This window comes from Flavobacterium sp. YO64 (assembly GCF_004119505.1).
Taxonomy (GTDB): Bacteria; Bacteroidota; Bacteroidia; order Flavobacteriales; family Flavobacteriaceae; genus Flavobacterium; species Flavobacterium oncorhynchi.
Genome location: NZ_NRQV01000007.1, coordinates 50,393 through 74,161 on the forward strand (window position 1 = coordinate 50,393; position 23,769 = coordinate 74,161).

The 23,769-nt window shown below is 33.8% G+C and carries 23 protein-coding genes; 11 read left to right on the forward strand and 12 right to left on the reverse strand.

What is annotated here, in order from left to right; translation table 11 throughout:
• Nucleotides 1–407 precede the first annotated feature (407 nt).
• Nucleotides 408–1,004, forward strand: a complete 597-nt coding sequence (locus tag BOW57_RS06760; protein WP_129053493.1) for a Crp/Fnr family transcriptional regulator — start codon at nucleotides 408–410, stop codon at nucleotides 1,002–1,004.
• A gap of 152 nt (nucleotides 1,005–1,156) precedes the next feature.
• Here the strand turns inward: BOW57_RS06760 and BOW57_RS06765 are convergent, their stop codons facing one another.
• From BOW57_RS06765 to BOW57_RS06795, 7 genes are all read right to left on the reverse strand, one after another.
• On the reverse strand, nucleotides 1,157–1,528 hold the full coding sequence (locus BOW57_RS06765) for a group III truncated hemoglobin (protein WP_089054853.1): 372 nt from the start codon (nucleotides 1,526–1,528) through the stop codon (nucleotides 1,157–1,159).
• 37 nt (nucleotides 1,529–1,565) lie between these two features.
• Complete coding sequence (locus BOW57_RS06770; RefSeq protein ID WP_129053494.1) at nucleotides 1,566–2,333, reverse strand: ABC transporter permease subunit; 768 nt, start codon at nucleotides 2,331–2,333, stop codon at nucleotides 1,566–1,568.
• A complete protein-coding gene (locus BOW57_RS06775; RefSeq protein WP_129053495.1) occupies nucleotides 2,317–3,039 on the reverse strand; it encodes an ABC transporter ATP-binding protein in 723 nt (240 codons plus the stop codon). Before BOW57_RS06775 ends, BOW57_RS06770 begins: the two co-directional genes overlap by 17 nt.
• Complete coding sequence (locus BOW57_RS06780) at nucleotides 3,036–4,268, reverse strand: nitrous oxide reductase family maturation protein NosD (RefSeq protein ID WP_129053496.1); 1,233 nt, start codon at nucleotides 4,266–4,268, stop codon at nucleotides 3,036–3,038. Before BOW57_RS06780 ends, BOW57_RS06775 begins: the two co-directional genes overlap by 4 nt.
• 32 nt (nucleotides 4,269–4,300) lie before the next feature.
• On the reverse strand, nucleotides 4,301–5,308 hold the full coding sequence (locus tag BOW57_RS06785; RefSeq protein ID WP_129053497.1) for a nitrous oxide reductase accessory protein NosL: 1,008 nt from the start codon (nucleotides 5,306–5,308) through the stop codon (nucleotides 4,301–4,303).
• A gap of 61 nt (nucleotides 5,309–5,369) precedes the next feature.
• Complete coding sequence (gene nosZ / locus BOW57_RS06790) at nucleotides 5,370–7,343, reverse strand: Sec-dependent nitrous-oxide reductase (RefSeq protein ID WP_129053498.1); 1,974 nt, start codon at nucleotides 7,341–7,343, stop codon at nucleotides 5,370–5,372.
• Nucleotides 7,344–7,377: 34 nt separating this feature from the next.
• Complete coding sequence (locus BOW57_RS06795; protein WP_129023135.1) at nucleotides 7,378–7,854, reverse strand: cytochrome c family protein; 477 nt, start codon at nucleotides 7,852–7,854, stop codon at nucleotides 7,378–7,380.
• Between the two features lie 124 nt (nucleotides 7,855–7,978).
• On the opposite strand from BOW57_RS06795, the gene BOW57_RS06800 reads away from it, so the two are divergent.
• From BOW57_RS06800 to BOW57_RS06845, 10 genes are all read left to right on the forward strand, one after another.
• Nucleotides 7,979–8,350 (forward strand): hypothetical protein, encoded by a 372-nt coding sequence (locus BOW57_RS06800; RefSeq protein WP_241687401.1) that lies wholly within the window; start codon nucleotides 7,979–7,981, stop codon nucleotides 8,348–8,350.
• Nucleotides 8,351–8,430: 80 nt separating this feature from the next.
• The gene (locus BOW57_RS06805; protein ID WP_129053499.1) at nucleotides 8,431–9,282 is read left to right on the forward strand and encodes a FixH family protein; all 852 of its coding nucleotides are present in this window, start codon (nucleotides 8,431–8,433) and stop codon (nucleotides 9,280–9,282) included.
• Nucleotides 9,283–9,344: 62 nt separating this feature from the next.
• Nucleotides 9,345–11,339, forward strand: coding sequence for a TonB-dependent receptor domain-containing protein (locus BOW57_RS06810; RefSeq protein WP_129053500.1), 1,995 nt, complete (start codon nucleotides 9,345–9,347; stop codon nucleotides 11,337–11,339).
• A gap of 246 nt (nucleotides 11,340–11,585) precedes the next feature.
• On the forward strand, nucleotides 11,586–12,518 hold the full coding sequence (nadA, locus tag BOW57_RS06815; protein ID WP_129053501.1) for a quinolinate synthase NadA: 933 nt from the start codon (nucleotides 11,586–11,588) through the stop codon (nucleotides 12,516–12,518).
• Nucleotides 12,519–12,535: 17 nt separating this feature from the next.
• Entirely contained in the window at nucleotides 12,536–14,050 is a 1,515-nt protein-coding gene (gene nadB / locus BOW57_RS06820; RefSeq protein ID WP_129053502.1) for an L-aspartate oxidase, read from the forward strand.
• Nucleotides 14,051–14,073: 23 nt separating this feature from the next.
• A complete protein-coding gene (gene ric / locus BOW57_RS06825) occupies nucleotides 14,074–14,805 on the forward strand; it encodes an iron-sulfur cluster repair di-iron protein (protein WP_129053503.1) in 732 nt (243 codons plus the stop codon).
• Between the two features lie 11 nt (nucleotides 14,806–14,816).
• Nucleotides 14,817–16,940, forward strand: coding sequence for a ribonucleoside triphosphate reductase (locus tag BOW57_RS06830; RefSeq protein WP_129053504.1), 2,124 nt, complete (start codon nucleotides 14,817–14,819; stop codon nucleotides 16,938–16,940).
• Nucleotides 16,921–17,088, forward strand: coding sequence for an anaerobic ribonucleoside-triphosphate reductase (nrdD, locus tag BOW57_RS21040; protein ID WP_123872374.1), 168 nt, complete (start codon nucleotides 16,921–16,923; stop codon nucleotides 17,086–17,088). Before BOW57_RS06830 ends, nrdD begins: the two co-directional genes overlap by 20 nt.
• The gene (locus BOW57_RS06840; protein WP_241687402.1) at nucleotides 17,030–17,758 is read left to right on the forward strand and encodes an anaerobic ribonucleoside-triphosphate reductase activating protein; all 729 of its coding nucleotides are present in this window, start codon (nucleotides 17,030–17,032) and stop codon (nucleotides 17,756–17,758) included. The genes nrdD and BOW57_RS06840 overlap by 59 nt, the downstream gene beginning before the upstream one ends.
• 51 nt (nucleotides 17,759–17,809) lie before the next feature.
• Nucleotides 17,810–18,256: a CopD family protein gene (locus tag BOW57_RS06845; protein ID WP_129053505.1), complete on the forward strand. Its 447-nt coding sequence runs from the start codon at nucleotides 17,810–17,812 to the stop codon at nucleotides 18,254–18,256.
• Nucleotides 18,257–18,462: 206 nt separating this feature from the next.
• On the opposite strand, the gene BOW57_RS06850 is transcribed toward BOW57_RS06845, so the two are convergent.
• The 5 genes from BOW57_RS06850 to BOW57_RS06870 all read right to left on the reverse strand — a co-directional run bounded on the left by BOW57_RS06850 (nucleotide 18,463) and on the right by BOW57_RS06870 (nucleotide 23,736).
• Nucleotides 18,463–19,062, reverse strand: coding sequence for a murein L,D-transpeptidase catalytic domain-containing protein (locus BOW57_RS06850; RefSeq protein WP_129053506.1), 600 nt, complete (start codon nucleotides 19,060–19,062; stop codon nucleotides 18,463–18,465).
• A gap of 239 nt (nucleotides 19,063–19,301) precedes the next feature.
• A complete protein-coding gene (metQ, locus tag BOW57_RS06855; RefSeq protein ID WP_129053507.1) occupies nucleotides 19,302–20,120 on the reverse strand; it encodes a methionine ABC transporter substrate-binding lipoprotein MetQ in 819 nt (272 codons plus the stop codon).
• Between the two features lie 41 nt (nucleotides 20,121–20,161).
• Nucleotides 20,162–20,815 (reverse strand): methionine ABC transporter permease MetI, encoded by a 654-nt coding sequence (gene metI / locus BOW57_RS06860; RefSeq protein ID WP_089054837.1) that lies wholly within the window; start codon nucleotides 20,813–20,815, stop codon nucleotides 20,162–20,164.
• The gene (gene metN, locus BOW57_RS06865; RefSeq protein ID WP_129053508.1) at nucleotides 20,808–21,839 is read right to left on the reverse strand and encodes a methionine ABC transporter ATP-binding protein MetN; all 1,032 of its coding nucleotides are present in this window, start codon (nucleotides 21,837–21,839) and stop codon (nucleotides 20,808–20,810) included. Before metN ends, metI begins: the two co-directional genes overlap by 8 nt.
• A gap of 295 nt (nucleotides 21,840–22,134) precedes the next feature.
• Nucleotides 22,135–23,736, reverse strand: a complete 1,602-nt coding sequence (locus tag BOW57_RS06870) for a Na+/H+ antiporter (RefSeq protein ID WP_129053509.1) — start codon at nucleotides 23,734–23,736, stop codon at nucleotides 22,135–22,137.
• Between the last annotated feature and the right edge of the window lie 33 nt (nucleotides 23,737–23,769).

Consider the following 23,769-nt stretch of genomic DNA (forward strand, 5'->3'; position numbering starts at 1 on the left):
TTTTTAAAGCAAAATAAAACCTCAACTAAAAACTTTAAACTCCTGCATTATTTGTAGGAGTTTTTTATTTGTCTGTAGGGATAAAAACTAAAAAATAAGATTTTTTCTGTTTTTGGAAAACGAAAATGTCTTTAGAAAACACCTTACAGATTCATCAAATACAAAGAAAACCCACTATACCTGACTTCACATAAAAAACTAATAATTAACAAATTACAAATATTTTTAAATAATAAATTACTTCAAGAAACTAACAATTATCATGTTTTTACTATTGATGATTTCTTTCCTTTGTTAAGCTAAAACAATACCACAAACCAACCAAAACATAATGAATAAGAGTGTTAAACGTAGAATTAAAAAGGCAGAGCATATATCATTTATTAATAAATTAATTATTGATAAAAATGCACATTGATACTGATTTGCTCTATACGTGGGGAGCAATTGCAAAAAAAGTTCCCAAAAACGCAATCATTTTTTATGAGAATGATCCCGCGTTATCCTTTTTTCAAATTTTAGAAGGAACCGTAAAAATGAGCTACACTAACGAAGATGGTAAAGATCTTACTATTGGTGTATTTAATAAAGGGGATAGTTTTGGAGAACCGCCGTTAATTATTGGTGAGCCATATCCTGCATCGGCATTAGCTCAAACAGACTGTGTGATTTTAAAACTTTCTAGACTTAATTTTTTCTCTTTTCTTGAAGAAAATCCTGAAGCACAAAAGAAAATATTGAAATTATTTGCCTCAAGAATTTATAATAAAATTGTTTTCTCTAAAAATATTATTAACCATAAACCAGAACATCGCATACAATATTTTTTAGATAATTTTAAAAGACAGCATTGCACAAAATCGAATCAAAAAATAAAAATTCCATATACTCGTCAAGAAATTGCTGATTTTACAGGATTAAGAGTTGAAACCGTAATTAGAACTTTGACTCTCATGAAAAAGAATAAAAAAATTGAAATCATTGATCACAAATTATTCTACTAGAATGTCTAAAAAATTGCAGCAGTATGACTCAAATCATAATCTATGCTTCAAATATTCACGTCCTTTGAGAAAAGGTTAAATGATAAATTATTAATTCAAATTTCATAACGTTTTAAAGTAAAAAAGCGGGAACTTCAATAGTTCCCGCTTTTTTAACTTATTACTTTGTTCATCATTGCTTTTGAGATATTATCAGCCCTAATTTTGACTTCTCTAGCCTTTTCTCCTTCAAACAAATCATCGACCGTTTTTTTCCACAACTTTGTCCAGTGCTTAAAATGAGCCTCCGTCAAAAGGCTTTTCTGATTTAACATTCGGTGTTTCATCATCGGATTTCCATCAAAATTTCCCGTATGAAATAAAATATTATCCCAAAAATCATACATTATTGGAAGGTGTTTTTCCCAGTTTACCGCTGCTACTTCTGTAAACAAATAACCAATAGTAGGATCACTTCTAATTTTTAAATAAAAAGCATCTACTAAGATTATAATATCGTCTTTGTCTTTAATATCTGTTTTCATCTTTCAATTTATTTCTTCATTTGTGTTCAAAATATTTTTACAAATCTTTTTTATTAAACTTTTTAAGAGATATAAAAAACGGAATTACGATCCATAACAACAATAATAAAAAAGAGAGTATCAGTCCAATTGTTGTTCCAAAAAAATCTTTAAAAATCGCTCCTGTATACCCCATCATTGCCGATTGATCGAGATGCAGTAATATTTGAATACGTGCCAAATCTATAGGACTCAATGCGGTTACACCTACCATAGCTTTCTCTATAGGATATTCGGAAAACTGAAAAAGCAAAAACAATACTACGGCATCAAAAAGCATGGCAAAATACAGCCAGAACATTATGGCAACTCCAATTCCTTTTGCTTTGTCTCTTGCATAAATACAGCTTAAAAAAGCCAATGAAACAAAAACTACTGAGATAAGACAGCCCACCAAAAGCATCATAAATCCAACTACACCTGGCGCATTTATTATTAGCGGAATTCCAGCTCCAAGAAAAAACGCAGTAACCATTGCAATCGAAAGACCTGCAAATAAACTAATCCAGATTTTTTTCCTCTTTAAAGGCTGACTTAGTAAAAGTTCAATAAATTCGGCACTATTATAAAGATAAATCGTCGAAAACAATATCGATACTAAAGGTACTGTAAACAAAATTACATTCAATATAGTAAGAAGTCCTTTAGCTGAATTGTCTTCTAATCCAAAAGATCCCCAAGAAAGTAATGCTAAAATAATGGTGTAACTAACAACAATCTTATTTTTAAGTATATCGAGTAAAACAATTTTAATTATTCTGTTCATGATGTTTCTCTTTTAAGATTGCGGCTATGGCTTTTGAGATTTTGCTTTCGCCTGTATATTCAAGTAAATCGCTGATCGTTTTATGAAAATGTACTTTTCCATCCTGCATGAAAATAATCTGAGTAATCATATCATCGAGTTCACTTAATAAATGTGATGTTATTAAAATTAATTTTCCAGCGTCACGTTCTTTTAGAATCTTTTCTTTCAGAATTTCAGATGCTAATGGATCTAATCCAGCTGTAGGCTCATCAAGTATAAGAACATCAGGATTAAAAAGAAAAGCCAGTGCCGCACTCACTTTTTGAGTTGTTCCACCAGAAAGCGTGCGCATTTGTTTAGCATACATTTTGTCAAGATTAAAGGCTTTTATCAAATCTTCGTCTAAAACTGTTTTTGAATTTCTAATTTCTTTAATAATACTAATTATCTGGCCTATTTCCATATTGTCAGGATATCTCCCAATCTGCGGCATATATCCAATTTTATTTCTGTAATTAAACTCTTTTAAAATAGAATTTTCTTGAAACAAAATATCGCCGTTATCAGGAAGTACCATTCCAAGAATAGATTTAATGAGAGTTGTTTTTCCACATCCGTTAGGACCAATTAATGCAATACATTCTCCCTTTTTAAATTCAAGGTTTACATTTTCTAACACTTGAAGTTTTCCAAACTTTTTGCTTATATTTTTTATCGTAATCATAAAATGAGAGATTTCATAAATGGGGTTTCATCAATAAAATTATCAGGTGTAATACTTGGCAGTACTTTTTCCGATTTATCTAACAGCGTAATCATAAAACTCCTAAATAAAAGCATTGCCGAAGGATTATTCTCAGTAAGAACAGCGAAAAGGCTCAATGGATGAAAAGGCACATCGCCAATCCCGTCTTTATTAAGATCATATCCCTCATACTTATCCCAATAATTACTATTGAAATGATTTAAAACGAGACTTCCGTTAGTACTGATATCAAAAGTATTGGCAAGAAAGTTATTGAATGAAATTTCGTTATCCATACAACTTGCTTGAATTTTCATTCCCCAGCCATTGTCTTTAAATATATTATGATTAAGCATTACTCTGCTCGTGCCTTCCATATAGATTCCTGAAGTATTACGTATAAATTTGTTTCCAATAATATAACTGTCTGCAATCTCTTTCAGCAGTAAACCATAGGCAGCGTCTCCCCAGTTTTCTTCAAAATAATTGTTGAACATTTTTACATTTTTGGTAAACATTACTGCCACTCCTGCCCCATTGTTTTTAAATACATTTGAGATGTACGAATCGTCATTAGAAAACATAAAATGCAGTCCGTATCGAATATTTCCTTTAGAAATGTTTCTCCAGATAATCGAATTCGAAACAAACTCAAAATAAATACCATCACGATGTCCGGAAATTCTGTTCCCGATAATCTTCATACTATCGCTTTTCCAGCAATGAATACCGTTTCCTATGCGCTGTTCTTCTTTTTGATATGCTTTTATGGTGTTATTTTCAATTATGCAGCTACTCCCTTTTTGAGCGTAAATGCCAAAAAAGTTATTCTCCAGTATATTATTCTTTACCGTTACACCTATTTTATCATAAATTTTAATACCGCAAGGATCGTTAAGAGAACCGTAACCAGAATCTATTACCTTAAAACCAGATACAACAACACTATCAGCTTTGATAGAAACCACTTCATATTTTCTTTGTCCATCAAGAATTGGAAAATCCTTTCCTTGCAGCACAATTCTTTTATTGATCTCGATATTTCCCTCACGATACACTCCTTTATAAACCAAGATTGTATCGCCAGGGTTTGCCAGATCAATAGCTTTTTTTATACTTTTTATTACCTTGTTTTTCCCAACCTCAATAGTCTGAGACTGCAGATTGAAAAAAAACAGCGATAGAAAAAGACCTAGAAATAATTTCATATTTTTTAATTGTGTTTTGAATTGTTGTACTCTTATTTTTCAATAAAAGTGCTCCATTCCTTTTCTTGTCCGTGAGATTCTGCTTCAAATGCTTTGGCTTGACTTTTATTAGAAAATGCAGCAACATTTCCATTCATAGGACTTTTGATTACACCTCCAGAGACATAAAAAGCTTTTTCGGCAGGAATTAATTCATTTTCTAAAGTATAATCATGAACGTAATAACCTTTAACTTTTAACTCTGGGTTCTCTTTGGTATAATTTACCATGCAAGCCAAATCATCAAATTTATAAGCTCGGCCTTTTTCAGTAATAATCTCTGCTCCATGTTTTCCATCGGTAATTCCCATTTTGCAAAAATCGCAGTTGTCCGTATTCAATTTAATTGGAACAGGTTTATCATTTGAACATGAAGAAAATAGAACGGCTATTATTGCAATACTTAATACTGTTTTTGTTTTGAAAAAAAGCATTTTCTTTTCTTTTAGTACAGCCAGAAAAAGTAAAACTCCAGCAGTAATCAACATCCATCCGCCAATATCTGGAATCGAATAAGCACCAAAATTAAGCAGTTGTTTATAACCTAAAACAGGCGGCTGATATGCCATTCCGGGTACACGTATGGCTGCATTTGGATCAAGGTTGTGACCATATTCATAATTCCAACGGTAAAAATCAAGACCTGCAGCAATTCCAAAAAGGACAAAGGAGCCAAAGAGTGTAAATAAAATTTTCTTATTTTTATAAAATATACAGCCCAAAGCGATAACTCCAAAAAAACCTAGAATGATAGGGAGAATTGTAAACTCAATAAAATCTTCAGTATGCAAAGTTTTCATACCAATATAGTGATTAAGCCCATTGATAATGTCAACATCACCAGCAATTTTAGAAGCATGAAGTTTTAAAACCAATCCTTCAGGATATTGAGGTGCAGTTAATTCAATTTTCCACATGGGCACAAAAATGGATCCAATAAAAAGTAATCCTGATAACAAGAGAACTATTTTAGAAAATGTCGAAATTGTATTATTTCTCATAATAATTCAAAATAAAAAAGGGAACAAAGAATATGCTCTGTCCCCTTTACTTGGTTAGTAGTTATTCTTTTGGTAAATTAGTTCCCAGACTGTAGCTAATTGGAACGTTACTTCCTGCTGGTGAAACTCTAACATAACCCTGCATTTCTTGATGCAATGCACTGCAGAAATCTGTACAATAGAATGGGAATATTCCTTTTTTCTGAGGTGTCCATTTTAAAGTAAGTGTTTCTCCCGGCATAATCAGCAATTCAGCAGTATTAGCTCCTTTAATAGCAAATCCGTGAGGAACATCCCAATCCTGTTCAAGATTAGTAACATGGAAATAAACCTCATCTCCTACACGAATTCCTTCTATATTATCTGGAGCAAAATGAGAACGAATACACGTCATATAAATATGTACTTTATTTCCTTCTCTAACCACTTTAGTTTCTTTTTCACCTTTGGCTGCAAAAGGATGTTTGTTATCGGCCATTTTGTAAAACTTCAACTGTCCGTTGTTACGAATCTTATCTGCTGGAATTCCTTGTGCATAATGCGGTTCTCCGATTGTTGGAAAATCAAGGAGCAGTTTCATTTTGTCTCCGCTGATATCAAACAACTGTGCACTTTGTGCTAATTCAGGACCTGTTGGCAAGAAACGATCTTTTGTAATTTTATTATAAACTACCATATATTTCCCAAAAGGTTTTTCTGTATTACCACCTGGAACCATAAGGTGACCCGGAGAATAATAAGTCGCTTTTCTATCTAGAACTTTAAGATCTTTAATATTCCATTTTACAACCTCTGAAGAAACAAACATTGTTGTATATGCATTTCCTTTACCATCAAATTCAGTATGTAAAGGTCCTAATCCAGGTTTTTGAACTTCACCGTGCAGTGCAGCTTCATATTTCACTACTGGAATACCAGCATAAGATCCATCAAATTGTTTATTAGCAATCGCTGCTTTCAGTTTTGTAAAACTAAATACAGGAATCAAAGCTGCTAATTTTCCACTTCCAATAATGTATTCACCTGTTGGATCAATATCACAACCGTGAGGTGATTTTGGACAAGGAATCATATAGCAGATATCTTTAAGTTCTGCAGCATCAAGAATCAGCACCTCTTTTTTAATTTCAGATTTTGCCGTTTGTGTTTTTTCATCCCAAGTATTATGAGCATAGTTTGCAGGAACACGTTTTCCTTTTCCAGCTTTAATATATTCCTCTGCTTTTTTCCAGTTAACCGCCATGATAAAATCTTTATCATTTTTAGATGCATTTACCTCAAGTAATGTATTTGCTTGTTCAGTATTATAGCAAGAGAAAAAGAACCATCCGTGAGATTCTTTTTTACCTGGGTGGCTAAGATCAAAATTAACTCCAGGCGTTACAATTTGGAAAGCAAGATTTAACTCACCCTCTTTCCCAACTTTTACAAAGCTTAAGTGTCCTTTAAAGTTTTTCTTGTATGTATTGATAGGCACATCACCATTATCATTATCGGCAGGCACACTAAAACGGCTTGCTCCAACCACGTATTCTGTATTTTGAGTAATAAATGGTGAAGAGTGATTTCCTCCACAATTTGGAAGCTCGATAATTTCAGCCGTTTTAAAAGTTTTAAGGTCAATACGTGCAATTCTAGGCGTATTGTTTGCATTGGCAAAAAGCCAGCGTCCGTCTACCTCACCATTTGTCTGTGACAAATCAAGGTGATGCTGATCATCCCATGGCACATATCCGTGAGAAGTGTTTAACATTGGTTTTGTTTCCTCACTATAGCCGTAGCCGCTTTGAGGATCTTCAGAAAATACAGGCATTACTCTAAGCAGTCGCCCGCTTGGAAGCCCGTAAACACTCACTTGACCGCTGAATCCGCCAGAGACAAAGTTGTAAAACTCATCGTACTTACCGGGAGCAACATATACTTTACTGGCTACATCGCCGTCAACAGTATCTGAAGAGTCTTTGGGCTTGCAAGAAACAAAAAAAGCGCAGCCCAAAGTAATGGCAAAAACTGATTTTAAAAAGTTATTTTTCATAAGGTTATTATTTAGAATTCGATTATTTTGGTGTTTATTTTACCCCATCATTCTGACGCATATATTCTAGAATACTTCTAGCTTCATCATCACTTAAACCTTGATTAGGCATTCTAATCATGCAAAGCTCTAATTGAGCCTGCAATTCTGGATCTTTATCAATCATAGGATCAGGATTTGTGATAAAATTCATAATCCATTGTGGTGTTCTTCGTTCCGTTACACCTTTCCATCCCGGACCAACAAGTTTCTCATCTGTAGGTTTGTGGCATGAAGTACATTTTACTTCGGCTGCTTTAAGCCCTTTTTCTGCCATTGCTTTATCTAAGGAAGCTCCTAATTCTACAGTAGAGTATTTCCCGAGACCTCTTTGGGGATCGTATGATTCAGCTTCAGCAGTTTTTTCTGCTGGCGGCGGAGTCGAAAAATCTTCATCTGTTTTTGATTTATCCTTTCCGCAGGACACGAAAAAGAAAATGCCAAACATTGCTATTAAAAATAATTTGTTCATGTGTTTGCTTTTTTTATTTGTTAAACTACAGGTCAAAGTTCCACAACATGTATTTCTTAAATTATGATTACGATCATACTTTAAAGAAAAAGTTGATGATACCTTCGTACTCTAAAATAAACAGATGAAGTTTTTTGTTTACATATTTCTCTTTTCAGTGGTTTTTAGACCTGCGTTTCCATTTTTGGATTATGTAGTAAACTACCATTACATTGTTACCGAATTATGTGAAAACAAAAATGCTCCAGAACTAAGCTGTAATGGAAAATGTCATTTGAAAAAAGAGCTGGCAAAAGCGTATAAAAATGATGTTCCTGCGTCTAACGAGAAAAAAACAGAAACTGCTGAAACAATTGTACTTTTCATCGTAAACCTTCCAGTATTCTGTTTTGAAACAGAACATACAATCCACTCAAAAATAAACTCAGTCTATAAAAACCTATACTCCCATTTAGACGCAGTTTCTGTTTTTCGTCCTCCAGCTTTCAACTATTAATTTTTCAATGTTTTACACTTTATTTTCTCCGAAATCTATTTCGGCAGAAATCGTATTATCCTTATTTAAATTAATATTCTATGAAAACTTTAAAATACATTACCCTTTTCCTTTTAGCAATTACCTATATTTCATGTTCTTCTGATGATGATTCTTCAACTTCAATTCCTGCTGATGAAACACTTGGACTTCAAAAAATTCAAGAATTAACAAATGACAATCATGTTGTTGAACTGTACTCAAAAAAAGGCACTCTAATTCAAGGCTACAATACCATTACAATTAGAATAAAAGACAAAAAAAGCAGCGCCTATATTACAGATGCTAAAATTGATTGGACACCAATTATGCATATGACTTCGATGCAGCATTCTTGTCCAAAATCAGCTGTGACTAAAACGGCTGATAAAAAAACCTTATACTCAGGTGATATTATTTTTCAGATGGCACAAAACGATAAGGAATTTTGGGAACTTAAAATTAATTACACAATCAACAATGTTGTTTATACCGTTGCAGATACTATTGCTGTAACTGCATCGCCAAAACGCACTGTAACCTCATTTAAAGACAATAACGGCAATAAATATGTACTGGCTTATATCGCACCCGAAAATCCGAAAGTAGCCGTAAATGATGCTGCTGTTGGACTTTATAAAATGGATGATATGATGACGTTTACTGCAGTAAACAATTTTAAAATAAAAATAGATCCTAGAATGCCAAGTATGGGAAATCACGGATCACCAAATAACACCGATTTAGTACAATCTCAAGCGGGAGGTTTCTATAAAGGAAAACTTTCATTGACCATGACAGGATATTGGAAAATTAATATGCAGCTTTTAAATGCCTCAGATGAAGTCCTAAAAGGAGAACCTGTAACGACAGAAAATCCAGCAAGCAGTCTTTATTTTGAAATTGAATTTTAAGCATTTATTATTAACAAGGAAGAGGCAGTTCTAGTTGTCTCTTTCTTATAATTTATCTAGTGATGAAAAAGATAACAGCATGTATTCTAACTATTTTTTCAACAATCTGCTGGGGACAAGAACAACAAAAAGACAGTCTTTCGGCTCAAAATTTAAATGAAATTATTGTTATTGGAAAAAAAGCAGCTTTACATCAAAAACAGCCAAAATCATTGACTTCTGTAGAAGATTATCTGCAAAAATCTACAAAAGTAAATATGATAAAAAGAGGCGCTTATGCCTGGGAACCTACAATTAACAACATGTCTACAGAACGCACTGTTATTACTATTGATGGAATGCGCATTTTTGGAGCTTGTACTGATAAAATGGATCCTATAACCTCATATGTTGAAGTTTCAAATTTATCAGAAGCTGCAGTTGCCTCTGGTCAGCAGGCAAGCTGTCATGGTGCGGCAATTGGCGGTTCTATAGATCTAAAACGTTCTGTTTTTAGTCAAAATACTTTGGGGTGGACTGGCAGTTTTAACTCAGGTTATGAAAGTAACAATCAACAAAAAATTATTGGAGGTTCATTAGGCTACAATAACGAGAAGTTTTACGCTCATGCAGATTTTATGCATCGTGATGCTGAGAATTATAAAGCCGGCGGAAACCAAAAAATTAATTTTTCTCAATTTACAAAATACAACATTGCTGCAACTGCCGGATATCTTATAAATAAGAAAAATAATCTCGAAGCTTCACTAATTTATGATAACGCAACAAATGTAGGTTATCCCGCTCTGCCAATGGATGTTTCACTGGCAAAAGCCGAAATTGTGTCTCTAAGTTATCGTTATACACCCGATTCTGGTATTATTTCAAACTGGGAAACAAAGGTTTACGGAAACAGCATAACTCATAAAATGGATGATACTAAAAGACCATCAGTTCCAATTCATATGGATATGCCGGGCTGGTCTGACACCTATGGATTTTATTCTAAACTAAAAGGGAAATATAAAATACACGATTTTACGGCAGACTTAAATGCTTTCTACAACAAATCGATTGCCGAAATGACAATGTATCCTGCTGATCCCACAGAAAATTTAATGTTCATGTACACTTGGCCTGATGTACGAACTTTTTACAACGGCTTGTCTCTTGAAGATTATATTAAAATAGCATCAGAAACTACTTTGAGAATTGGAACTTCTGTTGGATTTCATTCAAATAATGTTGCAAATGATTTCGGATTACAGAGCCTTCGTATTTTTTATCCTGAAATGGAGGCTTCAAAAAATCGTTTCTTAAAAAGTTTCTCTGCAAACTTTACTCAAAAAAAAGGCAGATTTGAATATGGTTTTGGAGGTGCTTATGCTGAAAGGGCTCCTTCGGTTTCTGAAGGTTATGGTTTTTATCTTTACAACAGCAGTGATTTTTACGACTACATTGGAAATCCATTTTTAAAGAACGAAAAAGCCCTAGAAGCCAATCTTTTACTGGGTTATAAAACAAATCAATTAAGCACAAAAATTACAGCATCATACTTTCATATTAATGATTTTATTGTAGGTCAAATTGATCCTAATATTCTGCCTATGACAATTGGAGCGTCTGGTGTAAAAAAATACGAAGCTTTAAGCTATGCCTCTATCTTTAATGCTGATTTAAATTTAGAATATTCTCTATTTGAAAACTGGCTTTTAAAAACACAGCTGGTTTATAGTTTAGGCAAAGACAATCAAGGAAACAATCTTCCTTTTATAAGTCCAATACGATACAGTGCAGGAATTGACTATAAAAAGCAAAACTTAAATTTAGGAATTTCCGCTTTGGGAAATCTTGCTCAAAAAGAATTTGCAGCAACATACGGTCAAACAAAAACGCCGGATTATTTGATTTTTAATTTCAATGCTGGATATGTGTTTCATTTCAATCAAAATTTAATAAAACTGCAAACGGGTGTCGAAAATATTTTTGATAAATATTACACCACTTTTTCAGATTGGAATAAAATTCCGCGAATGGGACGCAACGTCTTTGTCAATCTTACTTTCAGCTTTAGATAAACCTTTTTTGAACTACATTTTTCCAGTTTTACGTTTGACTTTTAAAAACAGAACATAAAAAAATAAAAATAATACAGTATGACTGGAATCATAGTTTGAAAATTTTGATGGCAATATATTTACGATATCAAAATTTACAATCAAGCATCCTAAAAACTACCAAATTCTTTAAAATCTTCAGTCTTACCAACTGCAGTATTTCTTTAGTACAGCTTGATTTTTTTTCAAAAAAACAGATTAAAAAAAATGGATAAACAATTCTTGATACAGGAAATAAACCGCCTAAAACAGCAAAAAAATGCTGTCATTCTAGCTCATTATTATCAAAATGAAGACATTCAAGATATTGCAGATTTTGTTGGCGACAGTTTAGAATTATCCAAAAAAGCACAGGCAGCCAATGCTGATGTTATTGTTTTTGCCGGAGTTCATTTTATGGCAGAAACCGCAAAAATCCTTAATCCTTCAAAAAAAGTACTCGTTCCAGATTTAAACGCCGGCTGTTCACTTGCTGATGGCTGTGATCCGAAAGATTTTAAAATATTCAAAGAAAAATATCCGGATCATGTTGTGGTAACCTACATCAATTGTTCTGCCGAAATAAAAGCGATGAGCGATCTCGTTTGCACATCATCTAATGCAAAAAAAATAATAGGATCAATTCCTCACAACAAAAAGATAATTTTTGCTCCCGATCAAAATCTGGGAAATTATCTTAAAAAAGAAACTAGGCGTGATTTGGTTCTCTGGGAAGGTTCTTGTGTGGTTCATGAAGCCTTTTCATTAGACAAATTAATTGAAATTTATATAAAAAATCCAACGGCAAAAATTGCCGCTCACCCGGAGTCGGAAAGTCATATTTTGAAAACGGCGCATTATATTGGCTCTACTTCGGGTATTATTAACTTTATTAAAACGGATCCTGCTTCCGTTTTCATCGTGGCTACGGAGGCCGGCATTCTGCATCAACTTTCAAAAACTGTACCTGATAAGACGTTGATCCCGGCCCCATCCACAGAAGACAACAGCTGTGCCTGCAGTGAATGTGCTTTTATGAAAATTAATACACTTGAAAAACTCCTGCAATGCCTAAGTAGTGAAAGTCCAGAAATTAAAATATCTGAACCTTTAAGAGTTAAAGCTCTTAAGCCAATTGAAAGAATGCTTGAATTATCATAGAACCAAAAAATAACAAAATGCTTAAAACTGACATCTTAATAATTGGCTCAGGTATTTCGGGACTTTTTCTAGCTATGAAAACAGCTCAAAAAAGACCCGATTTGTCAATTGTAATTATGACCAAAGAAAGTGCTCAAAATACTAATACACAATTAGCACAAGGCGGTATTGCGGTTGTAACCGATTTGATAAAAGACAGCTTTGACCAGCACATTAAAGATACACTGCAAGCAGGCAACGGAAGCTGTGATGAAACTATTGTAAATATGGTAATTAAGCAGGCGCCCGAAAGGTTAAAAGAACTTTTAGACATTGGAACTTCCTTTGATAAAGATGAACTCGGACAATGGAATTTGGGTTTAGAAGGCGGTCATTCTAATCATCGCATATTGCATCATAAAGACAGTTCTGGTTTAGAAATTGAAAAAAAACTTCTAAGTATTATAAAAGAACTTTCAAACATACAGTTACTCGAAAACCATCAAGTTATTGATTTGAATACCGAAAAAATCGGAGAAGAAAATCTTTGCACTGGTGCTTTTTATTATGACAAAAAAAGCAACTCTGTAAAATACATACAAACCCGAACTATTATATTGAGTACAGGCGGCTGCGGCCAGCTTTTTGAGAACACAACCAATCCTGAAATTGCCACAGGTGACGGTATTGCAATGGCTGCCCGCGCTGGGATCGAAATTGAAGACCTCCAATACATCCAGTTTCATCCCACCGCCTTGTATGCCGGCAGTAAAAATCCGTTTTTTCTAATTTCAGAAGCAGTTCGTGGTTTTGGCGCTTATGTTGTTAATGAAGATCAAAAAAGATTCCTTTTTAAATACGATTCACGAGGCGAATTAGCAACACGTGATATCGTTTCTCATGCCATTAGCAGCGAAATGCTGCATACTAATAAAAAACACGTTTATCTTGATTGTCGCCACTTAGATCCAGTCGAGTTTTACAAAGAGTTTCCTGTAATTGCAAAACAATGCAATTTAGCAGGTATAAAGCCCGAAAAAGATTTAATTCCAATTGTACCGGCAGCTCATTATCAATGCGGCGGGATAAAAGTTGATCGCAACGGTTTAACGGCAATTCAAAATCTATATGCCATAGGAGAATGCGCAAGAACTGGATTACATGGCAAAAATCGTTTAGCCTCCAATTCGCTTTTAGAAGCCTTAGTTTTTGCACATCAAGCCTCACAACAAATAGATAAAACAATACAAAATTTTGCATTTTCATCAAAAATACCTCGCCCAAAGTTTTCCGAAACAGACACAAGCACATACGAAGCTTTTGCTATTCTAAAAAAAGAACTGCAAGTATTAATTACCCTTTTTTATACCAGCGAAAATCGTGATAAAGATCAGGCATTAGAAAAAATTAAAATGCTGAAAAATACAGCGGTTTCTCTAATCGAAAAAGACAAAATCACAATTCCTTTTATTGAATTCAGCAATATGCTTATCACAGCCCTAATTATCATTAAACAATGTAAAAAAATAAAAGAACCCATTCTAACTAATTGAATGACTAAAACCTCTCAAAGAAAATGGAAATAACACCAAAAAATACAATTGGCGAAATCGTGGCAGATGATTTCAGAACAGCAGCAACTTTCTCTAAATACAGTATTGATTTTTGTTGTAAAGGACACCGCACGATCGAAGAAGTATGCAAAAGAAGAGCTATTGATGAAGAGTTATTAATTGCAGAAATTGAAAGAACACGAACAAGCGAAGCAAATCAATCGTTTGATTATAAAACCTGGCCGCTTGACTTGCTTACCGATTATATCGAAAAAACGCATCATCGTTATGTAAAAGAAAAAACGCCCGTAATATTTCAGTTTTTAAACAAACTATGTAATGTTCACGGGGAAAGACATCCAGAATTATTCGATATTAATTCTCTTTTCTCTGCATCAGCCGCAGATCTTTCGGCACATATGAGAAAAGAAGAGGTTATACTTTTTCCTTTTATCCGAAAAATGAAAACGGCTCAAATAAAAGGTGATTTTCTTGAAATGCCGCACTTTGGAACTATCGAAAACCCAATAGCAATGATGAAACAAGAACATAATACAGAAGGTGATCGTTTTAAAAAAATTGCTGCTTTGACCAACAATTACTCACCTCCTGCTGATGCTTGCAATACCTACAAAGTAACATTTGCAATGCTGGAGGAATTTGAAAACGATCTGCACAAACACATTCATATGGAAAACAATATACTGTTTCCAAAAGCTATTAGTCTCGAGAAAAAATTTGAGAAAGTTTCTTAAACATACAAAACATGGAAAAATATGTGATCAAACGTAACGGCGATTACAAACCTTTTGAAGCCTATAAAATTAAAGATGCCATTGAAAAAGCATTTCAGAGCGTAAATCTGCCAGTTGACAAAAAGATATACAAACTGGTTTCTTTAGGTCTTGAATCAAAATACTCTTGGCCGGTAGAAGAAATTCAGGACATTATAGAAAGAGTTCTTTTTGAAAATGGTTATTTTAAAACCATGCGTTCTTTTATTATCTATCGCCATACCCGAAAACTGCAGCGAGAACATATTGATGGTTTCAATGACAGTACAACGTATGTCGACAGTACACAAACTATCGAAGAATATATCAACCAATCTGATTGGCGTATTAATGCCAATGCCAATACCTCTTATTCTAATGCAGGATTGGTTAATAATACCGCAGGAAAAATAATTGCGAATTACTGGCTGGATAAAATTTACAATAAAGAAGAAGGTTTTGCACATAGAAATGGCGATTTACACATTCATGATCTCGATTGTTTAACTGGTTACTGCGCTGGTTGGAGTCTGCGTGTTTTATTAAACGAAGGATTCAACGGCGTGCGCGGTCGTGTCGAAAGCAGACCTCCATCGCATTTTAGAGAAGCGCTTGGACAAATGGCTAACTTTTTAGGAATTTTGCAAAGCGAATGGGCTGGCGCTCAAGCTTTCAGTTCATTTGATACTTATCTTGCGCCTTACGTTTTTAAGGATCAGCTTAGTTACGAGCAGATTCTAAAAGCGATTCGAAGTTTTGTTTACAACCTAAATGTGCCTGCAAGATGGGGACAATCTCCTTTTACGAATATAACTTTAGATTGGACTGCTCCTGATGATTTAAAAGAACAGATTCCTACAAGAAATAACGAACATTTATTTCTTACTGCAAATGATCCAATCCTAATAAAAAAGGCAAATGAAAGAGGAGTTACAACTCTAACGAATTTAAAATATGCCGATTTTCAAGAGGAAATGAACTTGATTAATAAGGCTTATTATACCATCATGACCGAAGGCGATGCAAATGGTCAGCCTTTTACATTCCCAATTCCTACGGTTAATATAACAGAGGATTTTGACTGGGAGGGTAAAAATGTAGATTTACTGTTTGAAAATACAGCTAAAATTGGTTCTTCATACTTTCAAAATTTCATTGGAAGCCAGTATATATTAGATGAAAATGGCAACAGAATAGAAAATCCAGAAGCTTATAAACCAAATGCTGTTAGAAGTATGTGCTGCAGACTTCAGCTTGACTTACGCGAATTATTAAAACGAGGAAACGGTTTATTTGGAAGTGCCGAAATGACTGGAAGCATTGGCGTAGTAACAATCAATATGGCCCGTTTGGGATATTTACATAAAGGGAATATTATAAAACTATTTTATCATTTAGATGAACTGCTGCAGAAAGCAAAATCGACTTTGGAGAAAAAAAGAATCTTTATTCAAAAAATGTACGATCGCGGACTTTATCCTTATACGCAGCGTTATTTGGAACATTTCAGAAATCACTTTTCAACCATCGGCGTTAACGGAATGAACGAAATGGTACTTAATTTTACTGATGGAAAACAAGATATTACCACTAATTCCGGGATTCATTTTGCAACAGAAGTTTTAGATCATATTCGATCAAGAATGAAAGAGTTCCAAGAAGAAACAGGAAACTTATATAATCTAGAAGCTACTCCTGCAGAGGGAACTACTTATCGTTTTGCAAAAGAAGATAAAAAGCGTTTTCCAGAAATTTTGCAGGCAGGTCAAAACAATAATATCTATTATACTAACAGTTCACAAATTCCAGTAGATCATACCGAAGATCCGTTTGAGGCCTTATTACTTCAGGACGAATTACAATGTAAATATACCGGCGGAACAGTACTGCATCTTTACATGCGCGAAAAAATAAGCAGTCCCGAAGCCTGTAAAAACTTTGTAAAAAAGGTATTGACAAATTTTAAACTGCCTTATATAACTGTTACACCAATTTTCAGTATCTGCCCTATTCACGGATATCTTAATGGCGAACATGAATACTGCCCAAAATGCGACGAAATTTTACTCAGCGAGAATAATCAAAAATCCGAAATATATGAAAACACAATGTCATGAAATTCTAGCACAGCAGCAAGTTAAAAGAAGCAAATGTTTAGTTTACACAAGAGTAATGGGCTATCATAGACCCGTAGAAAGTTTTAATATTGGAAAAAAAGGCGAACATCAACAGCGTACCCATTTCAAGGAATCCACTATCCAATAAGGCAGTTTACAACATTACGCCCTTTACTTTATTAGATTATCCGGATAAGACAGCCTGCATTGTATGGCTTGCAGGCTGTAATATGCGGTGTTTATATTGTTACAATCCTGATATTGTTCTTGGTAAAGGAAATACTGATTTTGAAACTGTTCTTGCATTTCTAAAAACTCGTAAAGGATTATTAGACGGTGTAGTACTAAGCGGCGGAGAATGTACCATGCATCGAAGCATAATCACTTTTATAAAAGAAATAAAAACACTAGGTTTTAAAATCAAAGTTGATACTAATGGTTCGAAACCAAATGTTCTGAGAAAACTGATTTCTGAAAAACTGATCGATTATGTTGCTTTAGATTTTAAAAGCCTTCCAGATGCCTTTAAACAGATTACAAAATCAAATCTGTTCTCAGAATTTGAAGAAAGTTTATTACTTTTAATAGCCTCTTCAATTCAGTTTGAAGTGCGCACTACAATACATTCTAATCTTATCAATAAATCTGAATTATTAAAGATGAGAACCTATCTTGAAACTCAAAATTTTGAAGGAAACTATTATATCCAGCATTTTAGAAATAATGTGCCAACACTAACATCTCTAGGTCGTTCTGATCAAAAAATGAGTAGCACCGATTTTTCTGCATCAAAAGTAAAAATTGTTTTTAGAGAATAATTTCTAAAAAACTTCGCTCTTACCTTTTACCAATCTAAAACTAAATAACTCATGAAACTGCATCATTTTCTTTTGATAATTCACCTTATCTCCGCAACAATCTGGGTGGGCGGACATCTTGTTTTAAGTATTCGATACCTTCCTTTAGCTTTAAAGCAAAAAGACCCTGCAATTATTTTAAACTACGAGAAAAAATTTGAAGTGCTAGGCATGAGCTCTCTCCTTTTACTAATTATTACAGGAATCATGATGGCGTATGATTTTGGAGTTTCTTTTGATTCTTGGTTTAGTTTTTCCAGCGGAATCGAAAAGGTAGTTTCTATAAAACTCTTATTATTACTCTTTACTTTTTTACTGGCACTCATTGCTCAATTTAGTGTAATACCAAATCTCAGCAAACATAATATCAATAAAATGGCGGTATTAATCGTAAGTGTTACTTTAATAGGTCTAACAATGCTTATTCTTGGATCAAGCGTTCGATATGGAGGCATATAATACTTAGATGCAATTTAACTGGCTCTAACTATTTTATTTAAAAAGACTGCCTTGTCCCGAATTTTTGAAATCAGTATGGGTTTTCTTTTCAAAAAAAGTTAATTGAAAGAAACTATTTTCTAATACATAGTACTCAAAGTTTGTCATTTCAACGTAAGGAGAAATCACACACGAAATTCCGTAACAAAAAGCCTCAAAGCTTTCAATTAATAAAAAATATGCAAGATGATGTTCGATTTTGAGCCGTCGATAATCTTTTCTAATCTTTTAAAGAAAACCTCACTTACCATAGGGCATCCTTGACTATTGGATATATAGTAATCCTGTTCATCATTTGGAACAGCAGAATACGAATGTAAAACGACAGCTCTTTTAGCCGCGTTACTATTAGTTTCATCAAGACCGCTTAATTTATAGGCTTTGCCAAACATTCCTTTATACGATTTACCTACAGAATATCTGCCTAACGAAGTGCATTTAGAATTGGGTTCATTACTAAATTTCAAACCTCCTTTTACAGCTGTTTCAGATCCTGATCCATTCGCCACAAGTCCTTTATCTAAAATTTTATTATTGGCTATATCATAAACAAAAAACCTATTGTACCCAGATTTGATTTTCATATCAACCAGAAAAACAATCTTATCATTGTATCCAGCCCGATTCTTTAACAATGCTTTTATTTCATCAAGTTGCTGCGTCAGTCTTGTCTCTTCAATATTTACAGTTGGCTTGTCACTTATATATTCTACAGGAGCATTAAAAAAACTTACAATAAAGAATAGCGTTAAATTGAATATTTTCATAACAGAATTAATTAAGAATACTTTTTACTTCATAACAAATGATTCAGAATGTTCTAAATCATTTTTCTCAGCAGCAAAAATAAATGTAAACCTTAATCTAAATAATCCTCAAACGTCTGAAAAACAACAAAATAAGACTTATTTCACTCGAGATCAAATAGTTCTGTTTTCAAAACTTAAAATAAGAACATAAAAAAAGGCCTCTAAAGGCCTTTAAAATAATAGTTTTTTATGTTTTTTTACCAGCCTTTTACAGCACCGCCTTTAAACTCTCGAATGGCAGCCTGTTCTACTTCTGGTGATTGAAAAGCTTGTAAAAACTGCTTTACTTTTTCTTCATTTTTATTGTCCTCGCGGCTTACAACAAGATTCACATAAGGCGAATCCTTATCTTCTACAAACAATGCATCACGAGCAGGAACTAATCCAGCCTGAGAAGCAAATGTATTATTGATAATTGCAATCGTTACATTTTGATCCTCTAAAGCACGAGGTAATTGTGGTGCTTCTAATTCTAATATTTTCAAGTTTTTAGGATTACTTACTATATCTGTTACTTTAGGTAATAAACCAATACCAGATTTAAGTTTAAGCAAACCATTTTTCTCTAAAAGCAATAATGAACGACCTCCATTTGTTGGATCATTTGGAATAATAACTGTGCTTTCGTTTTTCAATTCAGAAAGACTTTTTATTTTTTTAGAATAACCAGCAATTGGGTATACGAATGTTTTTCCAATTATTGCCAATTTATACCCACGTTGTTTAGACTGTTCGTCAAGATAAGGTTTATGCTGAAAAGCATTTGCATCAATATCTCCCTGACTCAAAGCTTCGTTTGGAATCACATAATCATTAAATGTAACGAGTTCAACTTCTAGACCGTATTTATCCTTTGCTACTTTTTGCGCCGCCTGAGCAACAGCAAATTCAGGTCCTGCTGCTACACCCACTTTGATATGATGCGGATCATTATTTTTGCTTTTTCCGCAATTCGATAAAACTAATGACAATGCTATAATTCCACCCGTTTTAAAATAACTTTTAATATTTTTCATTCGTATGTTTTTAATTTTTAATACTTAATTTTTAATTGAAATTATCTGTGGTCAAATCGTTTTGATAAAGCATCTCCAGCAAACTGAATCAGGAATACCAAAAGTACCAGTAAGGCTAATACTGAATTCATTGTTACAGCATCATAACCAATATATCCATATTGATAACCAACTTGTCCTAAACCGCCGGCGCCAACTGCACCACCCATTGCAGAATAACCCACAAGCGTAATTAATGTTATAGATGCAGCGTTTATTAATGATGGCAATGCTTCTGGAAGTAATACTTTATATACAATCTGCAAAGGAGTTGCTCCTAAAGCTCTTGCAGCTTCAATTAATCCTGATGGAAGACTTAAAAGACTGTTCTCTACCAGACGGGCAATAAACGGTGCGGCACCAATACTAAGTGGTACCAAAGCTGCGCTCACACCTATAGAAGTTCCTACGATTGCACGTGTAAACGGAATCATCCAAACGATTAAAATAATGAATGGAATAGAACGAAAAACATTTACTAAAACAGACAATATTCTATTTAAAACAGGTTGTTCTAGTATTTGATTTTTTCGGGTAAGAAAAAGTAAAATCCCTGTTGGAAGACCTAATAAAAAACCAAAAAAGCCAGACACAAATGTCATCACTATAGTTTCCAGAGTTCCCTTTAATAATAAGTCAATAATGGATTCAGACATAACCTATAATTTCTGTTTTAATATGTTTTGAAATAAAATATTCGATGGCAGCATTGTAGTTCTCACGTTTACCAGATAATTCAATCAGCATTACACCAAAATTAACATCCCCCGCTTGATCCATCTGAGCGCTGACAATTTTAAAATTAGTGTCGAAAAGCCTAGAAACTTCTGAAATAACTGGCTCATTAACTGATTTTCCAGTCATTTCAAGTCTTAGTAGTGGATTTAAATTTCCGTTATCCTCTTTTTGCAATTTTTCAAGATAAACAGCAGGAACATCAAGATGCAATGATGAAGCAATAAACTCCTTCGTTAAATCGTGTTTCGGATCTGCAAAAATTTCTCCAACACTTCCCTGCTCTATCAATTTTCCGTGACTAATTACTGCTACTTCATCGCAAATTGATTTTACAACTTCCATTTGATGTGTAATTAATAAAACCGTGATATTTAAACGACGGTTTATATCTTTCAGCAAGTTTAAAATTGATCGTGTTGTTGCAGGATCCAGTGCGCTTGTAGCTTCATCACAAAGCAAAACTTTAGGATTATTAGCTAATGTTCTCGCAATGGCAACTCTTTGTTTTTGACCGCCGGAAAGACTTGCAGGATAATCGTTTGCTTTTTCTGCTAAACCTACTAACTGAAGTAACTCTAAAACACGTGTTTTTACAACTGATTTTGAAGTGCCGACAAGTTCTAACGGAAAAGCAACATTCTCGAAAACGGTTCTAGAAGAAAGTAGATTAAAATGCTGAAAAATCATTCCTATTTGTCTTCTTTCAATTGCCAATTGAGCATTTGACAATTGCATCAAAGCTTTTCCATCTACAATAATATCCCCTGAAGTTGGTCTTTCTAAAAGATTCACACATCTTATCAGCGTACTTTTCCCTGCCCCAGAAGTTCCAATTACACCAAAAATCTTTCCTGGTGGAACTGTAAGCGAAACATCAGATAAAGCAGTTACAATCCTGTCTTTTTGATGAAAAGTTTTAGTTACATTTTTTAATTCAATCATTTTGTCTATTCAATTTTACTTAGAATATGGAAATTTTAAATAAAAAAGCCTTTCAATTAAATCATGAAAGGCTTTCAAATAAATATCATTATTTTTATATCCAAGCCAGATCAATCAATCCTACAGCAACAACACAGCACATCATCATGCTGCAGCTATAATATTTTTTTCTCTGGTTATAATTTTTCATTGGTGCGGCAAATTTAAAGAGTTATTTTGAAATAAAAAGCAAAAAACATCAAAACTTTTATTAACCTATCAAAATAATAGGTTATTCTGTTTTTCTTAAAGAAAACTACTCCTCATACATTTCCATCCATAATCTCGTTTCTTCAAGATCAAGCTCTTTTTCAATTTTTCTAAAAATCTCTTCATTAACAGATCCTCCTTTATGCATAACTTCAAGTTTCCCTCGCTCTACATTTAAAAGATCAATTTGAAGTTTTGTAAAGTCATTAAAAATTTCTCCTCCCAGCATTTTACCATTTCCAAAAAAATTAGCCGGCAGTTCCGTTTTTTGCAAACGATTAAATTTTACTTCATATTTACTTTTAATATTGTGCAGTAAATCACCATCTAATAATGAAAAATTATCTTCAATATGAGCTATAGTTTCGGACACAATTACATTTCGAATATTATATTCCTCTGCAAGTATAGAATAACGCTCAATTTTTAATTTCTTAATCACCCAAGGAAGCGTAAGACCTTGAATTACTAAAGTCGAAAGGATAACACAAAAAACCAGATAAATAATCAAATTTCGCAACGGAAATGCTTCCGTTTCATTCAGCATAAGAGGAAGTGCTAATGCTGCCGCCATAGAAACAACACCGCGCATTCCAGACCAGCCAAAAATAATCATATTGCGATAGTCAAACTCCTCTTTCTGTCTGATTCGTTTACTAAGCCATCTAGGAATCAAAGTTGCAGGAATAACCCATAAAAAACGAACCAAAATAACAACCGCACTAATAACTGCTCCCCAAATAAATAATGAAGTTCCAGAATAATTACTAATACCAGCCATAATCTGTCTTAACTGAAGTCCAATTAAAATAAAAATCAAACCGTTTAAAATATTAGTTAAAACACTCCAAATTGTCCCAGTCATAATTCGGCTTTCATGCGTAAAAATTGTACCTGATCGTGCCGATAAATAAAGTCCTGTAGCAACAACGGCCAAAACTCCGGAACCATGAAAATGCTCTGCCAGCAAATACGACGCAAATGGTGTTAGCAGCGTAAGAGTAACCTCGATTATTTCATCGCAAACAAACCGTTTATGAATATAACTCATTATAAAACCAACAACTAAACCAATTCCAATTCCAATTAGCGACATCAGCACAAAATTTAATCCTGCCTGCCACAATACAAAGTTTCCAGCTGTGATGGCTGTAAGTGCATATTTATAAGCTACTAAACCACTTGCATCGTTTACAAGGCTTTCTCCTTCAAGAATCGAAATAAGCCTCGGATTCAATCCTAAACCTTTTGTAATCGAAGTAGCAGAAACAGCATCGGGAGGAGAAACAATTGCTCCAAGCAAAAAAGCCAGCGGCCACGAAACATCATCTATGAGCATATGCGCCGCAACTGCAACCGCGAGTGTAGTAAATAAAACTAGTCCAACCGCTGCCAAAGTTATAGGTCGGATGGATTGCTTAAAATCTGACCAGCTTGTGTACCAAGCAGCATGATACAACAAAGGAGGTAAAAATATAATAAAAACAACTTCTGGACTAAGCGATATTACTGGAAGTCCTGGAAAAACGCTGATAATTACACCACAGAGAACAAGCACTATTGGAACCGGGAAATTATATCTTTTGCTTACAAGACTCAAAAAAGCGACGCCAAACAGCAACATTATAATTACGGTGACATTTTCCATTTATTACTGATTTTTAGTGGTTTTGGATTATAA

Coding starts and splice junctions, on each gene's coding strand:
- metN (WP_129053508.1), bottom strand. CDS start 21,839: ATGATTGAATTAAAAAATGTAACTAAAACTTTTCATCAAAAAGACAGG.
- BOW57_RS06780 (WP_129053496.1), bottom strand. CDS start 4,268: ATGAAATTATTTCTAGGTCTTTTTCTATCGCTGTTTTTTTTCAATCTG.
- BOW57_RS06810 (WP_129053500.1), top strand. CDS start 9,345: ATGAAAAAGATAACAGCATGTATTCTAACTATTTTTTCAACAATCTGC.
- metQ (WP_129053507.1), bottom strand. CDS start 20,120: ATGAAAAATATTAAAAGTTATTTTAAAACGGGTGGAATTATAGCATTG.
- BOW57_RS06870 (WP_129053509.1), bottom strand. CDS start 23,736: ATGGAAAATGTCACCGTAATTATAATGTTGCTGTTTGGCGTCGCTTTT.
- BOW57_RS06765 (WP_089054853.1), bottom strand. CDS start 1,528: ATGAAAACAGATATTAAAGACAAAGACGATATTATAATCTTAGTAGAT.
- nadA (WP_129053501.1), top strand. CDS start 11,586: ATGGATAAACAATTCTTGATACAGGAAATAAACCGCCTAAAACAGCAA.
- BOW57_RS06850 (WP_129053506.1), bottom strand. CDS start 19,062: ATGAAAATATTCAATTTAACGCTATTCTTTATTGTAAGTTTTTTTAAT.
- ric (WP_129053503.1), top strand. CDS start 14,074: ATGGAAATAACACCAAAAAATACAATTGGCGAAATCGTGGCAGATGAT.
- BOW57_RS06770 (WP_129053494.1), bottom strand. CDS start 2,333: ATGAACAGAATAATTAAAATTGTTTTACTCGATATACTTAAAAATAAG.
- BOW57_RS06775 (WP_129053495.1), bottom strand. CDS start 3,039: ATGATTACGATAAAAAATATAAGCAAAAAGTTTGGAAAACTTCAAGTG.
- BOW57_RS06760 (WP_129053493.1), top strand. CDS start 408: ATGCACATTGATACTGATTTGCTCTATACGTGGGGAGCAATTGCAAAA.
- metI (WP_089054837.1), bottom strand. CDS start 20,815: ATGTCTGAATCCATTATTGACTTATTATTAAAGGGAACTCTGGAAACT.
- BOW57_RS06805 (WP_129053499.1), top strand. CDS start 8,431: ATGAAAACTTTAAAATACATTACCCTTTTCCTTTTAGCAATTACCTAT.
- nosZ (WP_129053498.1), bottom strand. CDS start 7,343: ATGAAAAATAACTTTTTAAAATCAGTTTTTGCCATTACTTTGGGCTGC.
- BOW57_RS06845 (WP_129053505.1), top strand. CDS start 17,810: ATGAAACTGCATCATTTTCTTTTGATAATTCACCTTATCTCCGCAACA.
- BOW57_RS06785 (WP_129053497.1), bottom strand. CDS start 5,308: ATGAGAAATAATACAATTTCGACATTTTCTAAAATAGTTCTCTTGTTA.
- BOW57_RS06800 (WP_241687401.1), top strand. CDS start 7,979: ATGAAGTTTTTTGTTTACATATTTCTCTTTTCAGTGGTTTTTAGACCT.
- BOW57_RS06795 (WP_129023135.1), bottom strand. CDS start 7,854: ATGAACAAATTATTTTTAATAGCAATGTTTGGCATTTTCTTTTTCGTG.
- nadB (WP_129053502.1), top strand. CDS start 12,536: ATGCTTAAAACTGACATCTTAATAATTGGCTCAGGTATTTCGGGACTT.
- BOW57_RS06830 (WP_129053504.1), top strand. CDS start 14,817: ATGGAAAAATATGTGATCAAACGTAACGGCGATTACAAACCTTTTGAA.
- nrdD (WP_123872374.1), top strand. CDS start 16,921: ATGAAAACACAATGTCATGAAATTCTAGCACAGCAGCAAGTTAAAAGA.